At 55.5% G+C, this 19,930-nt stretch carries 12 protein-coding genes; 7 read left to right on the top strand and 5 right to left on the bottom strand.

All coding sequences use genetic code 11. The annotated features are described in order from the left end of the window. Positions 1–103 precede the first annotated feature (103 nt). From R3C20_17120 to R3C20_17110, 3 genes are all read left to right on the top strand, one after another. Positions 104–3,745: a DUF5682 family protein gene (locus R3C20_17120; GenBank protein ID MEZ6042228.1), complete on the top strand. Its 3,642-nt coding sequence runs from the start codon at positions 104–106 to the stop codon at positions 3,743–3,745. Continuing rightward, positions 3,742–5,586 carry a hypothetical protein gene (locus tag R3C20_17115; protein MEZ6042227.1) on the top strand — a complete coding sequence of 615 codons (1,845 nt, stop codon included), beginning with the start codon at positions 3,742–3,744 and terminating at the stop codon, positions 5,584–5,586. Before R3C20_17120 ends, R3C20_17115 begins: the two co-directional genes overlap by 4 nt. Positions 5,587–6,154: 568 nt before the next feature. Continuing rightward, positions 6,155–6,904 carry a DUF374 domain-containing protein gene (locus tag R3C20_17110; GenBank protein ID MEZ6042226.1) on the top strand — a complete coding sequence of 250 codons (750 nt, stop codon included), beginning with the start codon at positions 6,155–6,157 and terminating at the stop codon, positions 6,902–6,904. A 103-nt stretch (positions 6,905–7,007) separates the two neighbouring features. Here R3C20_17110 and R3C20_17105 read toward each other — a convergent pair whose 3' ends face one another. Then, complete coding sequence (locus tag R3C20_17105) at positions 7,008–7,607, bottom strand: isochorismatase family protein (protein ID MEZ6042225.1); 600 nt, start codon at positions 7,605–7,607, stop codon at positions 7,008–7,010. A gap of 339 nt (positions 7,608–7,946) precedes the next feature. On the opposite strand from R3C20_17105, the gene R3C20_17100 reads away from it, so the two are divergent. Beyond that, the gene (locus R3C20_17100; protein ID MEZ6042224.1) at positions 7,947–8,636 is read left to right on the top strand and encodes a hypothetical protein; all 690 of its coding nucleotides are present in this window, start codon (positions 7,947–7,949) and stop codon (positions 8,634–8,636) included. A gap of 17 nt (positions 8,637–8,653) precedes the next feature. Here R3C20_17100 and R3C20_17095 read toward each other — a convergent pair whose 3' ends face one another. After that, the gene (locus R3C20_17095; protein MEZ6042223.1) at positions 8,654–9,556 is read right to left on the bottom strand and encodes an alpha/beta hydrolase; all 903 of its coding nucleotides are present in this window, start codon (positions 9,554–9,556) and stop codon (positions 8,654–8,656) included. Between the two features lie 256 nt (positions 9,557–9,812). On the opposite strand from R3C20_17095, the gene R3C20_17090 reads away from it, so the two are divergent. Both R3C20_17090 and R3C20_17085 read left to right on the top strand, forming a co-directional pair. Continuing rightward, positions 9,813–10,907: a 3-deoxy-7-phosphoheptulonate synthase gene (locus R3C20_17090; GenBank protein ID MEZ6042222.1), complete on the top strand. Its 1,095-nt coding sequence runs from the start codon at positions 9,813–9,815 to the stop codon at positions 10,905–10,907. Positions 10,908–10,991: 84 nt separating this feature from the next. After that, positions 10,992–14,060, top strand: a complete 3,069-nt coding sequence (locus R3C20_17085) for a c-type cytochrome (GenBank protein ID MEZ6042221.1) — start codon at positions 10,992–10,994, stop codon at positions 14,058–14,060. 364 nt (positions 14,061–14,424) lie between these two features. Here R3C20_17085 and R3C20_17080 read toward each other — a convergent pair whose 3' ends face one another. From R3C20_17080 to R3C20_17070, 3 genes are all read right to left on the bottom strand, one after another. Further along, a complete protein-coding gene (locus R3C20_17080) occupies positions 14,425–15,273 on the bottom strand; it encodes a hypothetical protein (protein MEZ6042220.1) in 849 nt (282 codons plus the stop codon). A gap of 203 nt (positions 15,274–15,476) precedes the next feature. After that, complete coding sequence (locus R3C20_17075) at positions 15,477–16,370, bottom strand: hypothetical protein (protein MEZ6042219.1); 894 nt, start codon at positions 16,368–16,370, stop codon at positions 15,477–15,479. Positions 16,371–16,515: 145 nt separating this feature from the next. After that, the gene (locus tag R3C20_17070) at positions 16,516–17,361 is read right to left on the bottom strand and encodes a hypothetical protein (protein ID MEZ6042218.1); all 846 of its coding nucleotides are present in this window, start codon (positions 17,359–17,361) and stop codon (positions 16,516–16,518) included. Between the two features lie 877 nt (positions 17,362–18,238). Between R3C20_17070 and R3C20_17065 the strand changes: the two genes are divergently transcribed. Continuing rightward, positions 18,239–19,891, top strand: a complete 1,653-nt coding sequence (locus tag R3C20_17065; protein ID MEZ6042217.1) for an arylsulfatase — start codon at positions 18,239–18,241, stop codon at positions 19,889–19,891. Positions 19,892–19,930 lie beyond the last annotated feature (39 nt).

Here is a 19,930-nt window from a genome sequence, read left to right as displayed (position 1 = left end):
CTGCCATCGGCGCGGATATTTGGCAAGAATCCATCTGCCGCAGGGGTCGCCTGTTCAAATGCCAATCCGCAAGTGTCCAGAACTTCAAGTGATATCCAGGAACATGCAATCACGTATAACTGATTTTGACTGCGAACGGATGCTGGACGAGCTGAGTACTTGCCAGGCACCATTTCTGATCGGTGTGCGTCACCATTCCGCGGCCATGGCTCGAATCATTCCGCAGCTGCTTGATGAATTCCAGCCGGAGCGGATTCTGCTGGAACTGCCGGGCGAGTTTTCTGAATGGCTTCCCTGGCTTTCTCACAAGGAGACTCAGGGCCCCGTTGCGCTAGCTGGATGCCGCGACGATGGGGGAGATTTATTCTTCTATCCGTTTGTTGATTTCTCTCCTGAAATGGCGGCGATCCGATGGGCTTCCGCCCATGGAGTGCCAGTGGACGCCTTTGATCTACCCATTGATGAACGTGTTCCCGGCCTGTCACGCAATCACGAGGAACAACCGGGAGAAGTCGATTCGCCGTCCGAAGACGCCGGCCCCGATCGTTACCACGAAGCAACGTTTTCGGGAGCCGCCCCGAATTCCGACAGAGACTTACTTCAAAAGTTGATGGATCGACATGAAGTCACGGACACCGGACAGCTCTGGGATCGGCTGGTTGAATCACCAGCTGTCACGTCGGCCCCCGAACAAATTCGTCGGGCCGGACTGTTGTTTGGGTGGGCCACCCGTTGGAGCAATGGCCCGCCTTCCGAATATGACCGGCTGCGTGAAGCGTGGATGCGAAGCTGTATTCAGATGGCAGGCGAACAACGTTGCGCGGCAGTCATCGGGGCCTTTCATGCAGCGGCATTGCTGCCAGTACCAAAGCTCTGGACATCGCGCGCGGGAGACCCTTCGATAAACTCGAAGACCGACCAATCGACGTCCGATCGGAAAGGAAAGATTGCAACCTCGCTGATTCCCTACACGTTCGAGCAGCTCGATGAACGTTCCGGATATCCGGCTGGAATTCGTGATCCGATGTGGCATCAGCGTGTATTTGAAGCCGGAAGCATAGAAGACATCGACCATGCGGCGGTCGATCTGATTGTCGGCGTTTGCCGCGAGTTGCGCAACAGCGGACATCCAATGAACGCCGCAGACGCGAAAGAAGTCGTCCGAATCAGCCGCGATCTGGCGCGGGTTCGGAGGTTGAAAACACCCGGACGCCAGGAGGTCGTGGAAGCGATGCAACTGTGCCTGACACAGGGTCAGCTCTACGGAGCAGGGCGTGCAGTGGCAGCCGCCTTGCAAGCGGTCTTTGTAGGAAGCCGAATGGGTCAGTTGCCGGCCGACATGCCGCGTTGTGGCCTTGCTCCGCATATCGAACAGATCCTCAAGACACTCAATCTGCCGGGCCCCGAATCGATCACGCAGGAAAAACGAATGCGTCTGGATCCGCTTCGAAGTGCTCTGGATCGTGCGCGAGAGGTCGTTTTTCGCCAGTTGCTGGTGTGCCGGATTCCCTATGCCGAACCTGAAGATGACGGTGGATTTGGAGACCGGGAAAGTCTGACAACGGTTTGGACACTGAAGTGGCAGAATTCGACGGCCGCGATGATTTCCCTGTCGTCAGCTCGAGGAACAACATTGCGACAGGCAGCCGAAGGAATCCTCCGTCAATCGCTGCTGGAACCACAGTCTGAATGGGGGATGACGCAACTGGAGACGTTTAGTCAGGCTGCCACATGCGGCCTGGGCGAATTGGTTCGAACGGGGCTTGACTGGATTCACGGCAGTTTCTCCGATTCAGCGACGTTACCTGAACTCACGAAAGCCATGTCTCTGATCGATCGCATTCGAAGCGGACACATTCCCGGACTTCCTCATCCAAACGCGGCGTTCAGGACGGATTTTTGTCAGGCCTTCGCGGTGCCGCAATCCGTAACGACCAGTGCATTACTGCAGGCCGCTCTGACGCGACTGGATGGATTGATCGGAAGCGAACAGGTCGAAGACGCTCGTGCGTTACTGGATCTTGTGCTCTGGTTTCAACAACAGGACGCTGTTGTTTCGACATCTCTGGAGGCGTCACGGCTGCTCTGGACTCTCAGGCAGTTCATGGATGCTGGCTCTGGTCTGATGCACGGAACCAGCGCGGCAGCGCTCCTGATACTGAATCAGTTGAAGAAAGAGCAGTTCCAGTCACTCACGGCAAGTTGGCTGGACGCCGCAACCAGCTCTGAAAGTCGCAGACTTCTTTCGATGCGTCTGACGGGAATGCTGCCCGTTGCGTTGCCCCGAATTCAAAGCGACATCGAATGTCTTGCAGGAATTGACGAGAGAATTGACTCCTTCGATGACAATGAATTTCTGCAGCGCACACCCGCATTGCGACGCGGCTTCCAGGTGCTGAGTCCCGCCGCGCGCAGGGGAGTACTCCGCCAGATCCAGGATCTGCATCCAGAATGCGATTCACGTACGATTTCATCGTCCGGGTCGTCTGAGGTGTTGGATCCGGCGACGCAGCAAATGTGGTTTGAAGCAGATCAGGCCGCCGGGCAGATGTTGCTGAGCCTCATGCCGGATTTGGAGTTGTCGGATGATTTGACACAAATGGAATCCCAGTCCGACCTCTCAGTGATCGCGCGGCAGAGCCACTCTCAGCTGAATACTCTCGAACGCTGGAAACTGATTCTTGGAACCCCGCCAGATCCTCAGAATCGAGCCGCATGTTCGGCCGCGCGTGCTTTGGATGAAATCTATGGGCAAGGCTCCGGCGAAGGCGCGCGGGGAGGACTTAGTGATCGCGGCGGCAACGAAGATGCTTATCCGGGGGTGCGGGAATGGGCTGAAGAGCTGGAGGAACTTTTTGGCAGCGATATTCGTGAAGAAGTCCTGGGAGAAGCCATAGAAGGTGGCCGCACAGCTGCCATCACCGTACTGAATGAAGAAAACGTCCGTCCATCGATTGAGCTTCTTCAAACTGTCCTGTCGATGAAAGGCGGCCTTCCGGATTCGCAAACCGAAAAACTGCGCCGGATCGCCAGGAAGATCACTGACCAGCTTGCCAGAGCGCTGGCGAACCGAATGGCACCGGCATTGACAGGGCTTTCCACACCGAGGCCAACGCGGCGGCCGTCGCCTCGCCTTGATCTGCGTCGCACGATTCTTGCGAATCTGCATACAGCTCGCATTTCGGACGACGGCAGGGCACAGCTTGCACCTGAGAAATTCTACTTCCGAACCCCGGTCCGAAAGTCGATGGATTGGCACATTGTCTTCGTGGTGGACGTATCAGGTTCGATGGAGCAGTCCGTCATCTACAGCGCTTTGACTGCCGCCATCTTTTCAGCATTGCCGGCGGTCAGTGTCAGCTTTCTTGCGTTCAGCACCCAGGTCATTGATTTCACGGACCATGTGGAGGATCCGTTAGGGATGCTTCTGGAAGTTCAGATCGGGGGAGGCACGCATATCTGGAAGGGACTGCGCGCTGCACGAGAGAAGATACGTGTGCCAAAACGGACGTTGGTTCTGTTGGTGACCGACTTCGAAGAAGGTGGTTCAGTCGGAGCATTGCTCAACGAAGTGCGAGCTTTGGTTGATACCGGGGCGATACCACTGGGACTTGCCGCATTGTCCGACGAAGGAAAACCGCGGTATCACACCGGCATTGCCGCACAAATTGTTTCGTGTGGAATGCCGGTCGCGGCACTCAGTCCCACTGAGCTCGCCAGGTGGGTGGGAGAAAAGATACGATGACTGATCGCCCTTCTATTTTGCCCGGAATACTCGCCGAGTTCATCGCGGCTGCTCCGTCACGGCTGCAGAAGCGAATCGACGCCAACCCGGAGGCCGCCAATGACTTTGCCTGGACGAGGACCGATGACATCTGGTTCGTTGCAGCCGGGGAAGAAAAGGTTCAACTGAAGTCGCAGTTGATCCAATCACTGGATGACGTGGAATGCACCTGCCTGCTGGGCCCCCGTTGTTTCCATGTCCTTGCGTCGCTCAGCCTTCTGAGGATAAGTGATACCGTAGACGTTCCGGATGTGGAAAACGCTTCGCAGGAACCTGAATTCGGCATTGTGAAAGAGGTATCCACGGATTCGTTGGAGGGGCCGCCTGAGGCGGAAAGTCTCTCCGAATCACAGTCGTTTGCTGCACGGGATATGATGAAACAATGCAGCGATATCCTGGCAGCCGGGTTGAGAGCCGCAGGGAGTGTCCTGCAGTCGCGTTTGCTGCGATGTATTCACGAATGCCGTGCCGAAGGGCTGCACCGGTTGGCTGCTGCCGGCCTGCGTGTGATGCATAACATTCGGCAGGTTCGCACAAATGCCGATACCTTTGATTCAAATCTGGCAGCCCAGGACCTGACCGAAGCACTGGAAGTGGCATGGCTGCTGATCCAGAATCCCGCAGATCCGCCTTCATCGACACTGGGTGTTGCCCGCCGTCGATATACGCCCGTTACCAGCCTGAAACTACATGGTCTGTGTTGCGAAGCTGTGATAACTCGCAGTGGATATGCTGGTGTCGTTACATGGATGATGGCTGACGATGGATGGATCTGCACCGTGAGCGATGTTCAGCCGGGTGACGTATCCCGAATTCCTCAGGCATGGCGATCGGGCGTTTCTGTCGCCGGACTCGCGATGTCACATCGGGAATTATCCCAGCGCTGCCTGCTGGTATCGAAGGCGACGAGATCTTCGGATGGTCGACTCGGCGGTGCAGATTCCGCACGGGCAGTAGCGATTGAAGGGCAGGGATGGGAAGCTGCTCCTGTCAGGAGAGCCTTCGAAGTTCCTCTCACGCAGCAAATTCAACGTTGCTTCTCTTGTCTGACGGTTCCCGAGCTGGAACGAAAAGCGGGATATGACCTTCTATTCGTGCAGGGCGTTGTGGCAGGTGCTGCCGATGCCTCGCTGCTACTTGAGCTGCATGGTCAACCTCGCAGCCTCCTACAATTGGATATCCCGATCGAGAGTGACAGCATGCCAGGGCGAAGCAATCTTACTCTGCTGGCCCGAGCTCCGGGTCTGGCCCTGAGATGCATCGCTCGGCTGAATCCTGCCCATCCTGGGCACGCGACATTACTGGCGATTGCTCCTGCACCCATGGAGTCCACGGTTGCGGAAATGCCGCAGGCTCAGGCGCCCGCCTTATGCCTGCCCGAAGAGTTTCGCTTCTGCGCATCAACGGGCCTCGATCAACTTTCACGAAGTCATCTTTCGTCAGCAGAACGACACCCGGTTGAGGTTCAAACGCCGACAGCACGAATGCAGGATCCTGAGGATGTACTTCAGCGATGGCTGAATGCGATTGCACTGGGGGGCCGTCATGCGATTCCCACAGGCACCGTCACTTCTGTCGTCAGAGATGCTGCGGCCCTCCGCCGCCAGTTCCGGCCAACTGCCGCTTTGCTGTTGCATTCTCTGGCAAAGACGGCCATCAGTTCGTCAACGGACCTGAATGGTATACGTTTCCCCGACAATGCGGAAAATCTGGGGCAATACTGGCTGGCAGCATCTGTTGCCGCAAGAACCACAAGTCAGCACATCCAACAGGCACAATGGCTGGTAATTGCCGACGGATAAAACAGAAACGGTCTCCTCCGTAATCCACGAAGGAGACCGCTTCAAGTAAATGCTCGCCAATAAATAACGGCAGGAGAACGGACAAACATCTCCATATGAATAACGCGAGCACTTGTCCGGAACCTCCGGACGGGATGAAAACCGTCTGTCCCACCGAAGCGAAACAAACGAATTAACCACAGATGGGGCACAGAAAGGGGGAAGCAGATCAGAAAGAGATCCGCGTCCGTGAGACAGAAGTCTGAATTTGCAAGGTATGTGCCAGAACGGCCTCCCAAAGCAATTTTCCGTCGTTCGGCTTGAAAATACACGATTTCTTCACAATTACAAGGCGAATCGATGTTCCGAAGAAACACAAAAAAAATTTGACCGGGCAGTTTCTGTGGCCTGACTGATGAATTCTGCAGGCCTGTGTACTGATCTGCAGCACCAGACATATTCAGATGACTTGCGTTCTTGTGGGTCATTTCATCAGCCGCTGAGCGAGAAACGCCTTTGGCATCCGGAAGTGAATTGGCTATTCTTCTCACATGATCAGTCACCGAAGGAACGCAGACTGGGGTTTGCCGTGAAAGTTCGAAATCGCTTCCTGAATATTGCTTTGTCTTACGTCGCGACATTTCTGTTGCGGTTGCTGTTTCTGACAGTGCGAGTTGACCACCGGGCCGTGGATCCGGACGCGACTCCCTACATTCGTCCTCCCGGCAAAACACGGTTCACTTTTTGCCTTTGGCATGATGTGATCGCCGTCGCAGTCTTCGCAAGACGCACATGGAACCTGAGCGGACTGATCAGTCGCCACACCGATGGTAGCTATCTTGCGGATTCGTGTCGCATCGCCGGCATTCATCCGGTGCGGGGGTCTGCGAGTCGTGGGGGAGCAGAAGCAGTTGCAGAGTTGCTGGAACTGACACACCTACATGTGGCGATGACGCCGGATGGACCACGGGGGCCGAGAAGAAAGCTCAAGGAAGGGATCATTTTTATCGGGTCGCGATCCAGGCGTCCCGTCGTCCCCACCGCAATTGCCGGCACAAATGCCTGGTCAGTCAAGGGAAGCTGGACAGATCTCCTGATCCCGAAACCGTTTTCGACAGTGTATTTGTTCGCCGGGAAGCCCATCAACATTCCTCACGACCTGGATCGATCAGAATTCGGAACATACACTGAGATGCTGCAATTGGAAATGGAACGAATGGATTCCATCGCAAAGCGGGTCATTGCAGGCGACATGGCAGCCGCAGATGAATTGCCGGATCGTCCACTGTTTCCGCATGAGACGGCCGAATGGTCCGGACCGTTTCAAAACGCAGCATAAGATCCTGGATAGTGAAGCTGGCGCCCCAACAATGTCCAGGCCACAGCCGCGCTGCCTGCCCGCCATATACGCACAGGCTCAGTGAGCGCAACCGGCCAGTGTTTCATGACTTTAGCTGGTTAAATTCCTTGCGTCTCTCGTCGAAATTGCGGATCAATCGACTCACCGATTTGAACTCTGAAGCGGCCGCAGTACGACACCATTCAAACACGACGGACTCTGTCGTTGTTACGATGCACCCCGCCGACCGCATGCGCTGCAGAGCCATTGCATGGTCGGCTTCATTACGACTGGCGGTGGCGTCCGCAACAACGAAAACAATTGAGCCCTTCGTTCGAAGTTCGATGGCCGTCTGGAGAACACAAATGTGGGTTTCGATACCACACAGGATGAACTGAAATTCGCTGGAGTGTCCATGGATGGAAGGTAATCCAGAGACAGCATTCGCTCCGCTGAATTCAACCTTGTCAACGTATTCTGCGCCAACTGCCGCCTCTTGAATCACATCGACCGTTGCACCCAACCCTTTGGGATATTGTTGCGTGACAATTCTGGGGATGTTCATCAGAGATGCAGCGGAAAGGAGCGTCTCTGTTGCATTGAGAATTCCGGGTACCGCGGGGATCGCCGGAATCAATTTTTGCTGGAGGTCAATCACGATCAGGCAGCTGCTGTTTCGCTCCATAAGAATGCTGTTTTTCACCGGTTTTCCTTCAGTTTTCAGAGAAAACGTGTTCGCAATCGTGACGAAATCTCAGGTTGTCTGCTGGCTGTTGGAGTGAATTTGTCGGCGAGGTCGACAGATCAGAGAGAGGTCACTTTGGAGAATCTTCCCTGCACGGATTCAGAATGTGCGGATCCTTGCTGTGGGCGGGCGAGTTTAACAGTTGAGCTGGCAGCCGGTGGGAGTGTTCCAAAACTGGACTCTCACTTGTCATGATAGAAAATTAACGATAGGCTGTTCGGTTGTGCAGTAAACGAGTCGGCAGGCCTATCCTTCCTTTGGTCCGCCTATCCTTCCTTTGGTCCGAGGAGATGCACCGTGGGTGATGAACTCTTCCGTGTCGTCTTGCCGACGGGTGATACCTCGAAACCTTATTCGAGGCAACAGATCGCGAACGCCTATAACGGCCGCAGGATTCCGGAATCGTCCAGCGTCAAGACGAAGGACGGTATGGTTGCCATTACCGAGTTCCTCGGAGAATTGATTGATCCTGTTGCAACAGAACAGCAACGAGCGTTCGCCAAAAGCCTTGGCATTGATGTCACCGACGACATTACCAGATCACAGATCAGCCTTCTGATCGGTCAGGCGATCGCGAAGCGGGAGCGCGACGAAGCCAAAGCGGAATGCTCGAACGATACGGTCGAAATTCCTTCGATGACTCCCACGGCGCATGACTTTCCTTCGATCAGCGAGTCCACGCGAGAACAGATTCGACAAGAGCTTCTGGCAGAAATGCGTCTGAAGGGGGAGATTCCGCTTTCCGAAGCCAGTATCGAGGATGTTGCCCGCCACTTTAACGACGTCAAGTGTCGTAACACCGTGATCATCACTTCGGAGAACAATGCTTTTGAGCAGCTGATCGCCGCAGCCGATTCCGGTGAACCAAAGGATTGTATCGGTGCCATGGTTTCGTTTGGGTTGCCCGTCGGAATGCCAAAACGCGACTTACGTGATCTGCTGATCGCAGTCATGTGGGGCCTGGATCTGGAACGCGCGGCTTCCTGAACGGGCACGCGTGCAGTTCAATTCTCCAGCAGCCTGCTGTCTTTCATCCATTCCACCAGGCGCATCGGCCAGTCTCCGGCCGCAGTGGTGGAATCTGGACGGTAGCCGAATCCATGGCCCGCATTCGAATAGATGTGAAGTTCGAAGGGAACGTTGGCCGCCTTGTATCTGAGGTAGAGTTCGGCCATCCCAATCGCGATGTCGTCGCGGTCTTTGGCACCAAACGCGACAAACGCTGGCGGCATTCCGGTGGCAACTGTAAATCGGCTGGAACTGCCAGGATAAATCAACGCCTGAAAATCGGGGCGCGACCCGGATCGTTCGATTGGATCCGAGGCAGAATGATCTCCATCATCTGATTCCATAGCAGCCAGCGCCGCCAGTTCTCCGCCCGCAGAGAAACCAAGAACGCCAATTCGATCCTTGCGAATCGACCAGCCTTCGGCATTGTGTCGTACGTAGCGAATGGCTCGACGGATATCAGCCATCGCGTGCTCGTCCACGCTGTAAGACGATCCTTCCTCACGGGCCAGTCGGTAACGAAGGACAAACGCCGCGATGCCTTTGTCGGCGAACCATTCGGCAAGGCTATCGCCTTCGTGCCCAAGACAAAGAACGCGGTGCCCGCCTCCGGGAGCAATAATAATCGCGGTGCCGGTGGCCTTCCCGGCGGCGGGTAAGAACGGAGTGATTGACGGATGATGCACGTTTGAAACATTGCATCGTCCATCTGCGCGGTCTTCCTTTTCAGGTTCTGCCATTCGCTGCAGCGATCCCGCAGCCCCCTGCGGCCACAAGTAGATTCGGCTGGATTCGTGCGTAAACGCAGCGTTCTTTTGGAATCCTGCGGCATGCGGGAGGGCCATTATCAGGCAGACGATTGTCGAAAGGCGTAAGAAGAATGCGGAGGTATGACGCATCGCGTGACCTTTGCTGCAGCAGAATTTGTTTTTGTCGGGAACCTGTAAACGCGGGAATCGAGCGATTGATTGCAATACAAACATGCCTGATACTGCGTCCGGCGCACCTGGCCAGTTGCCGGACGCGCTCATACGGCTGCTCAGCAGACAATGTCGAAGAGCGTTCGTCAAGGAGACGGAGAAACTCCGCAAACGAAGTAGGGGCATTTTTCGCCCTCGTATTTTTCAACAACTCTAATTCTGTAATCAACATTCAATGAATACCCCGACACCACCGTCGTCCACCCGTCCAATTCAGGATGCCAACATCGTTGGAACTCAGCCATTGATCGCCCCTGAAGAGCTGGAACGGGAGTTTCCCCTGACGAGCGAAGTTCGGGATCATGTGGTCCGCAGCCGGGCTCGCATTGAAGACATCCTGCGAGGAAACGACCGACGGGTGATTGCAATTGTTGGTCCCTGCTCAATTCACAATACAGCGCAGGCTCTCGAATACGCCAGAAAACTGAAAACGCTTGCGGATGAGGTTCAGGATCGCATCGTTGTAGTGATGCGAGTCTACTTTGAGAAACCTCGCACCACTGTTGGCTGGAAGGGGCTGATCAACGATCCACATTTGAACGATACGTTCGATATCGACACCGGATTGCGGCGCGCCCGGCAGATTCTTCTGGACATCAATGCGGTAGGACTGCCAACCGCCACTGAGATGCTTGAACCGATTACGCCGCAGTACATTGCAGACCTGATCACGCTGGCATCCATTGGCGCCCGGACTACAGAATCGCCGACCCATCGCCAAATGGCCAGCGGACTTTCCATGCCTGTCGGATTCAAAAACAGTACGGAAGGAAGTCTCGAGGTTGCAATAAACGCCATGAAAGCTGCTCGTGCGCCGCATTCTTTTCTGGGTATCAATCATGATGGAAAGACATGCATCATGAGTACCCGCGGGAACGAACTGGGGCACCTGATTCTGCGAGGCGGGCGAACAGGACCGAATTATTCGGCAGAGCATCTGGCAGAAGCGAGTCGTCTGCTTCAGAAGGCCAGCCTGCCTCCTCGTTTCGTTGTTGACTGCAGTCACGCAAACAGCAACAAGGACTACCGGCGCCAACCAGTGGTTTGGGACGAAGTTATTCAGCAGCGAGCTGAAGGAAACGACGAAATTGTTGGGTTGATGGTGGAAAGCAATCTGGTCGAAGGGCAACAGTCTCTTGGAGATGACCCGACACAATTGCAGTACGGTGTCAGCATCACAGACGGATGTATCAGCATCGAACGCACCGGTGAAATGCTTCGTTCAGCCTGGCAGAAACTAGCCAATGCGGTTCAGACCAGGGTGGTCTGAGAATCGGTCCATTGCTTTTTCAGGGTCCGGGATATGGCGCACGGGAATAGATCGACTGGTTCGGTGGCGACGTTTGCAGTTGGGATGAATGAGACGTCAATTTGTCGCGTTCTGATTTTGATGACCCTGGCAACTCCCTGGATGAGCTTGTTTGCCGATGAACAGGCCGTGAGGTTCCCTGTACCGATCAATACGCAGGCTCCCGGAGAACACCCCCCTTCCCCCCGAGAAATGCTGAAGCTGTTCGAGGTCCCCGAAGGTTTCGTTGTCAAGCTGTTTGCCGGTGAACCTGATGTTCAGCAACCGGTGAGCTTTGATTTTGACGACAAAGGCCGAATCTGGGTCGCAGAAAACTACACCTACAGTGCCCATGGAAAAATCGATCCAACGCTCCGGGATCGAATTGTTATCCTTCATGACACTGACAGTGATGGAGAGCACGATCAGAGGAAGGTCTTCTGGGATCGCGGCTCCATGCTCACGAGTCTGACATGGGGATTCGGTGGACTCTGGATTCTGAATGATGGCACATTGTCCTTCATCCCCGACAGGAACGGCGACGACATTCCGGACAGCGAACCTGTCGTGATGCTGAATGGCTGGACGAAAAATGCAGGGCACAATTTTGTCAGTGGATTAATGTGGGGGCCGGATGGATGGCTGTACGGTCGACACGGAATCACAGACTCATCCTCTCCCGGCACTCCGGATACACCCGAATCGGAACGCCAGGTAATCAATTGCGGTATTTGGCGGTTTCACCCGCAAAGGCACACGTTCGAAGTCGTCTGTAACGGGACAACCAATCCGTGGGGGCTGGACTACAACGTCGACGGACAATTCTTCTTCACAAACAATGTCATTGGCCATCTTTGGCATGTGGTCCCCGGCGCACACTATGAACGCATGTTTGGACAGGACTTCAATCCCCACCTCTACGAGTTAATGGGACAAACCGCTGATCATTACCACTGGGATCATTCCGGAAACTGGACAGAAAGTCGGGATGGTAAGGCAGATGATCTGGGCGGCGGACACAGCCATTGCGGTGGCCTGATCTATCAGGGAGAGAACCTGCCGGAACGATTCCGTGGGTGCATGTTCATGTGCAATACGCATGGACGCTGCATCAATGCCGATTCGCTCGAACGCCAAGGCAGTGGATACGTGGCCCACCACACACCGAATCTACTAAAGGTGAATTCGCCATGGTTCCGTGGAGTCGAGCTGAGATCGGGGCCGGATGGTTGTCTCTATGTCAGTGACTGGTCGGATAATGGAGAGTGTCATGATCATGATGGTGTGCACCGAACCAGCGGTCGAATCTATCGCATTTCATTTGGGGATGTACGAGTAAAAGCTCCATCAGACCTTTCAGGTGCCGATCTGCAGCAGCTGACAAACGAAGCTATCCATGGGACGCACTGGATGAGCCGAAGAGCCCGTCGGCATTTGCAGGAACGCAATATCCTGCACGATGCTCGCCCCGGATCAGAACATCGCGGCGACATGATCACAGTTCATCGCGCGGCAGAAGCAGTACTTGCATCAAACGCTGAGTCGCGAGATGCGAAACTACGCTCGCTCTGGCTGCTGGAATCTCTGGACGGCTTGTCGTTGCGAGTCCTTGCGAAGGTTCTGGAATCCAACGATGAGGCCTTGATTGCATGGACAATACCGCGCGCCGTGGAACATCGCCATCTTCAGTCGCCTCCCGTTGATCCGTCCCGGGCCTTTGATTCGACAGATCCTGGACAGGCGGCTCCACTGCTGGAGTTATGCAGAAACACCAATTCCGGCCTGGTGCTGCTCAGTATCGCTTCTTCATTACAGAAGCTTGACGGTCGCACTCGCCTCATGGTGGCTAAGGAACTCATCCAACGACTGCATGAATTCGGTGACCAGAACCTGCTGTTGATGACCTGGTACGGGTTGGTCAATGAAGTATCACCAGCCGCGTTACTTTATGTCCTGTCTGGCCAGAACGCACCCCCGAAACTGCTGCAGTTCGTCGCACGGCGAGTTGTGCAGTTGCCCGGTCAGTCGGGTGCAGTCACATCACAATTGCTGGCGCCATATGGCCCGGCACAGACAGACGCAGGCCGCATTGCGGTCCTGACCGGAATGCTGGAAGGTTTGCGAGGTCAGCATAAGCCGACGGCTCCTCCGACATGGGCTTCGGACCAGAAGCAGCTGCAGCTTTCTGCCAACCCTGCTGTCGTGCAGCTCGCGAAACAACTCGCCGTTTTATACGGGGACGGCGCTGCTATTGCGGACCTGCGACACCTGATTGCTGATCGTAATGGAGATCACGCGGCTCGCTCGCAGGCGATTAAGGCCCTTGCAGAATCGTCGGACGCCCAGTCGTTGCCAGTGCTTATCGGTCTGTTGAACGACCGTGCGGTCTACGTTGACGTCGCAAAGGCACTCGCGGCGTTTGACGACGAACGAGTCCCCGTGGCGTTGCTCCGACATTGGAAGAATCTTCGTCACGGAGCCAGGGAAGCCGCGATGGATACACTCTGTAGTCGAAAGTCCTACGCGCTGCGACTGGGGCAGGCTTTGACTCGCGGCGAGGTGTCTTCAGAAGATCTTACGGCCGCGCATGTGCGACAGCTGAATACATTTCAGGACGACGCACTGGCGGCCATCCTGGCAGAAAAGTGGGGAGTGATTAACGAGTCATCCGAAGCAAAAGCAGCGGCGATCGCGAACTGGAAGGCTCGGCTCACTCCCGATTTCCTGGCAGATGCCAGCTACGACGAAGGCGCGGCCTTGTTCCGAAAGACCTGCGCAGCATGCCACCGGCTCTATGGTGAAGGAGGCCAGATTGGCCCGGACCTGACAGGTTCCAATCGAGGCAATCTCGATTACCTTCTGGGCAACATCGTCGACCCAAGTGCTGAGGTACCGAAGCAATTCACGGTATCTGTCATTGCTTTGACATCCGGACGCGTGCTCACGGGGGTCGTTGTCGCAGAGACGGAGCAGTCCATCGGTGTTCAGACCGACAAAGAACTGATGATGATCCCCCGCAAGGATATCGAAGAACGCAACACAACGACCAAATCACTTATGCCAGATGGGCTGCTCGATACGCTGAGCGAGCAGCAGGTGCGTGATCTTGTTGCATTCATTAGGCAAAAGCGTTGAGTGGAAGAACGGAAGATCGCGAAAGCTCTTCGCATCGGGTGTCTGATGAAATGCAACGACTCGATGGCGCCGAAGACACCATCGAGTCGAAGGGAGAAGGGATCTGCTGCCTCAAAGTGTGACAACAGGTCTTGTCAGGCGTTGCATTTTCTGGCAGAGTTGAAGGAGGGCTCTGCCCGTCTTGCAACAGCAGGTGAGTCCGGCGGGCATTCGCTGATCATCGAACGCCGAACGACGGCTTGGTACTTTGTCAACATTCCGATTGGGAACTGTCGGATGCAGAATCCACAAGGAGCATCCTGCCGTCTCACTGATCAATCGAAACTGCCGGTGATGACCGCTCTGTCAGCTCTCATGCAGACGATTAGTCGAACAGTTCCGTCAATGAACTCAGGCGGAACCATTTCCGTGCACCATTGTCTGCCACCTGTGGACGAACGATCTGTGGGCGGCTGACCTGCGGCTGGAAAGCCACTTGAGGTTGGTGGACAACATGCTGAGGCTGCCAGCTGACGGCGTGAACGTTGTGTCCGCTCGCATAGTGATGGCAGGCCCCTGTGGGACATACGCCGCTCTGGCATCCACCGGAAGGGCATACGCGAGCATGGTAATGAGACGGAATCGGAGTCGCAGGAATCATCCCCGGCCGAGTCTGCCAGGTGGGCACGATTCCGTAGGAGTACCCCAGTTGCGTGGTGTCCGTCGGCTGATAAACCTGTGGATAACCACCGACAAATCCACCGCCCGGGCTCCCGTAGAAAGCCTGTGGATAGTAGCTGCCGTACCATGTTCGATCGCGATTGACCGGCATGCGGGCTGGTGGTGCCCATCCGGCGTCAGGAAAGGCCTTCGTCCCGCAGCACCTTGCAATGCAGGAGCTGCCCAGGCATCCAAAGCCATGACCCGAACGACATCCACCCAGCTGGCAGTTGCCAGAGAGGCAGTTTCCATTGAACATGCCGTTGCATGCTCCTGTGTTACAGCCACCCCAGTGACCGCTGTATCCGATGCAATTGTCGTTGCATGTCGCTCCGCAGGCATTCAGCCCGCAGCCTTCGCCGCAGGTATCACCGCAACCGTTGAAGGTGACGGCAGGGGCAGCACATTCCGGTGCGCCGCATTCTGTGTGGCTCACCTGCTGAATCTGGGCATTGGCGACTGAACCGACGGCCAGTCCGGCCAGGGCCAGTAGTGATAATGACAATCGTTTCATGAGTTCCTTCTCCGACGAAGCGAGGGTTTTATGCTTCGGAACGTGGACCAATTTGTTGATGGATGCGATGCAGGTGCGGCTGCATCACTTCCTCGCTCCGGTGCGGCGGAGCCAGACTGAGAACAGGTAGTTTGAATGAGTTCGGTGGTAAGCCGAACTCAATTCATCACAATTCGAACCAACTCAAAGAACGTCAGTTGGAATCAGAAGTTACCGGGATGAAGATATTCATGAGCACGTCGAAGCGTCTCACCCGGCGTATGCAGGTGGCGAGCGGCCGGAGCAACTGCCCCCGATGGCCACGTCTGATGGTGTAGTGGTTGAGCAGAAGTTGCGGGGTTATAGTTTGAAATCTGTGTCAGACGGCTTGAAGGTACCCCCCAGCTGTAGTTGTATTGCTGGTGAACGTTTGGAGCGAGAGGCACCGTCATCGGAATTCCGTAGCCCTGAGCCGCATACATCTGACCGTCGCGAGAGTCTGCGTAGCCGGGCTGATCGGCGTAAGTAATGTTGTACTTGCCAACCGGTGGACACCCCTTGCCACAACATCCGGATGGAATCATCCATCCGAACAGATGATCCGCAAGACGTGCATTCTTGTTACGGAAGCTCATGGCATGTCCACGCCACACATCCCGTACTGCACTTCCTGTACTGGGGCATGCTTTCTTTGGAAACAGCGTAATCATACGCTGCTGGTAACCGGGGCCGTAGTAGCACTGGCCACCATCGCAGCTGCAGGCACTGCCGCAGAATTCTCCGCAGCCATCACCGCAACCTCCACAGGGATCGCATGGCTGATAGCCGCAGCTATCACCGCACGCCCCCATCATACCGCAGGACATTTCCGGCAGGGCGCAGCCCGGGCCGGGAGTGACACATCCTGCATACTGTCCGTACTCAGGCACGGGAGTCAGGTCCGGTGCGTAAGCGGCCTGCTGGAATCCAGCAGGCACGTGGTCTGATTGTCGAATCATTCCGGCACTGCCACGATCAGAGAGTCGGACAACGCCATCTTCAGCGTGGGCAAATCCGGAAACGATCAGCACGCAGACAGCCGCTGTGCTCCGGATCAGATTGCAGCTTATAGGTTTCATTTCAATGGTACCTGCAACTGTTGAGGATCAACGAAAAACGGTAAAGCGACCCGGCTGACGTTCAGCCATCCGGCCTCGCGATCGCAGCTGTTCGAAGCAGCAATCAATGAGGCGTCCTGTCGCTCCGAAGTGACAGCAACGTCGTTTAGCGTCGTGGCGGTCGCTTGTAGAAGGAGAACGGACTGATAGATGACTTGTAGTTGACTTCTACGGTCGTGCCCTGAAGCTTCCAGTCCTCGTGTGACCAGACTCCAAAAGGCGTAACCATCCAACCGCCATTAACTTTGTAGTAATAGGGGGGATACATCGCGCGGTACTTGTGTTCGTACAGCATCTCGTGTGGGTGGAACGCCTGATTAGGAATCAGCGTTCCGCCGATCTGGTGCGGAATCCCTGGCACAGGTGCCGGGTAGAGCGACGCGCCCGTCATTGGGTACTGACCACTTGGCACATTGCCACTGACCATGCCCTGGTTCATGATTACCGGGCCAGCCATTCCGGAGTTGGAAATCGGGGTGAAGGGCGCGGCCGACGTTGCATACACAGGAACCGGAGCATTGAATTGCTGCCAGTTGTCAGATGGATGCACTGGTACCGGACTCGTTACTGTCGTGCTTGCCGAAGCAGTCGCACTAAAGTACTGAGGGCCACTGACGGCATCCATATTGGGAACAACCGGAGCCTGTTCGATTGGAACCGGTCGCGGCGATGCGTCTTCGGCAGCGACGACTTCTTCATCGGGCTGATTCGATGTCTGCCGAATCTGCACCTGAGCCGCCTGACGTTCTGCATCCTCAACTACGGCGTGCGTGATGCCTGCCGGAGCTGAATTCATAGTTGCCTTACCTGTTGACGCAACTGGTTTCTGACGAAGCCAGTTGAGTATACCGGGCCGATGTGCGCTGTCCTGATTGCGCGCTGCATCGTCGGCTGTTACGCTGCCGGCGCAAACGACGCCCATCATCAGCGCTGCAAATCCCCTGCGTAGCATTTGAGCCCCCTCCATGAGATTCGCGATCGCTTAAACGACCGCGACTGGCGATGCCCCACTTCGGTGCGGGACATCCAGACATTCAAAAAAACTGAGTCAGCCGAAATCACAAACCGATTGCGGCCTGTTTCCCATCGCCTGCCAGAATTCTTCGTTGCTGTTCACAACCCCAGCCACATTGAGCCGCGTGTGCCACATGTGGCTGTTGTTCCGATTAGAACGGTAGTTCCTGACACTCTTGTTGTTCGACCAATAACAATCAGAGGGATGAATCAATCACTACCAGTATCACCACCGAAACCCTTGGCAGCACTGTTGCCTCCCTTCAATCTTTGCTGACCATAAAAGTCGCACATAAACTACCCATACTAACATTCAGCCGCCGCTGCGATGGTTTGGTTGGGAGGTCGAGAGCGAAGCGGGCCGTTTCAGACGCAGCAGATCGCTCGTCGGGTGCGGGCAATTGTCAGCGGATCCTCAGTCTTTGCAGACGGTGCGAGAAATTACCGGGCATCCCACGACCCACGTCAATAATGTCGTGATGTTGTGCTTCGTTGAAAGGAGGCTGAACATCACCCGGAATGACGGGTCCGCAAGTTCCTGAACGACCTTCGCCCAAATGGACGCCAACAATGATGGAGTTCCTGATCGCAGGGAAGCTTGACTGCCCAGCGAAATCAGTTCTGGTGATTTGATACCGATGGTGACCAGCGTGCCTCGTCCGCAAGCCGGGCACTCGTCCCTGAGAATGCAACGATTCTCTCCGCTGCCGAATCGTCTCCCATTCTGGCTGAGACCCGCTATCCTGCTGCAAACGCAAGTAAGCCCGGCGTCTGCTGACACGGCGTTGCAGGTGGTGCTGGCACGAGGGTTTCAGATGTCGATTGTTATCAGTGCGGATAAAAATCCGGTAGGAACGCCGATTCCAAAGGTCTTCCTTGGCATTCTGTTTTGCTCAATTGCCTCGTATCAACCAGAAGGCGTCGCAGGAGGATCCCAGCGGTTGCCGAATATCGTCATCATTTATGCGGACGATCTCGGCTATGGCGATGTTTCGATCTACAACCCGCAAGCGGCATATTCAACGCCGCGTCTTGATCAGATGGCGCGTGAAGGGATGCGATTTGTCGACGCTCACAGCCCCTCTACAATCTGTTCGCCTTCACGCTATGGACTGTTTTCAGGCAATCTGGTCTGTCGCACCGGGAGACGGTCAACGGCCTTTGAAGGGCCCGGAGGACCCAGCTATCTCGCTCCCGATCAGTTAACGCTTGGTCAGATGCTGCAGAACCAGGGATACCGGACAGGAGTGTTTGGCAAGTGGCATCTGGGCCTGACGTGGCTTGACGAAAACGGGCGGCAGCTGGGAGGTGGTTTCGAGAACTCTCTGCTGATTGATTACGAACGCAGCACGCCGCTGATCGATGGCCCCAACAATCGAGGGTTTGACGAATCATTTGTTACTCCCAACTGCCCGACAACCGACCCATTGTATGTCTACATCGAAAATGGACAGGTCCCGGTCCCGGCCACATTTCGTCACAAGCGTGACCGGCTACCGAACCCCGGAGGCAAGTGGCGATGGGATAATGACGAAGGATGGATGGCGGACGGCTACCAATTTGTGGACGCGGATTTGTTGTTCTATGAAAAGGTAGTTACTTTCATTCGCGAACATCGGCGTCGATATGCCGATCAGCCATTCTTTGCGGTTTTGTCCACTCAGATCTCCCATGCTCCTGTGTTGCCGGCTGCTGAGTTCGCTGGCGCAACTCAGGCGGGCCCCAGGGGCGATTTCATTCGTGAACTGGACACTCTGACGGGGCGACTACTGGATGAAATTGCTCGCCAGGGCATCGATGAAGACACGCTGATCATTTTCAATTCGGACAATGGCCCGGAGACGATGCATACCGTATGGATGCGAAAAGACCATCAACATGACGCGGCCGGTGGATTTCGCGGCATGAAACGCGACGGTTGGGAGGGCGGACACCGCGTTCCACTCATCGTTCGATGGCCGGGCCGGATTCCGGCAAACCGCGTCTCGCAGCAACTCATCAACACCACAGACATTTTTGCCACGCTGGCATCTGTCGTCGGTTTTGCACTACCGGACGAGGTGGCGGTGGACAGCTTCGATATGCTGCCCGTCCTGCTGGGCATTCATAGCGAAGAGGTTTCAATTCGGTCTCACATGTTGACCCAGAGTTTTCGTGGGGAATTTCAGCTACGTCAGGGAGCCTGGAAATATCTGGATCACAAAGGCTCGGGTGGCAATGATTATTCGCAGGGCCTGCTGAAGGAATTCGCACTTGTCGAATCTGAACCTGATGCGGACGGTCAATTGTACAACCTGTCGCACGACGCTGGCGAAACGACAAACCTTTATTTCAAAGAGTCTGCCCAGCGCCAGCAGATGCAGTTGCTGCTTCAACAACTGATCTCTGAGACCGGCCGCTCAGCGCCCAGGAATCGCCAACCCTTGAAACTCCCTGGCGACAGCAAAAACAGAAAGGGGATCGACTAATTCCTTGTTCGGTTTTCCACGGGACATACACATCAATGG

The organism is Planctomycetaceae bacterium, assembly GCA_041398825.1.
GTDB lineage: Bacteria > Planctomycetota > Planctomycetia > Planctomycetales > Planctomycetaceae > F1-80-MAGs062.
The sequence above is the reverse complement of the archived record's forward strand: the minus strand, read 5'-3'. Positions and strand labels throughout refer to the sequence as shown.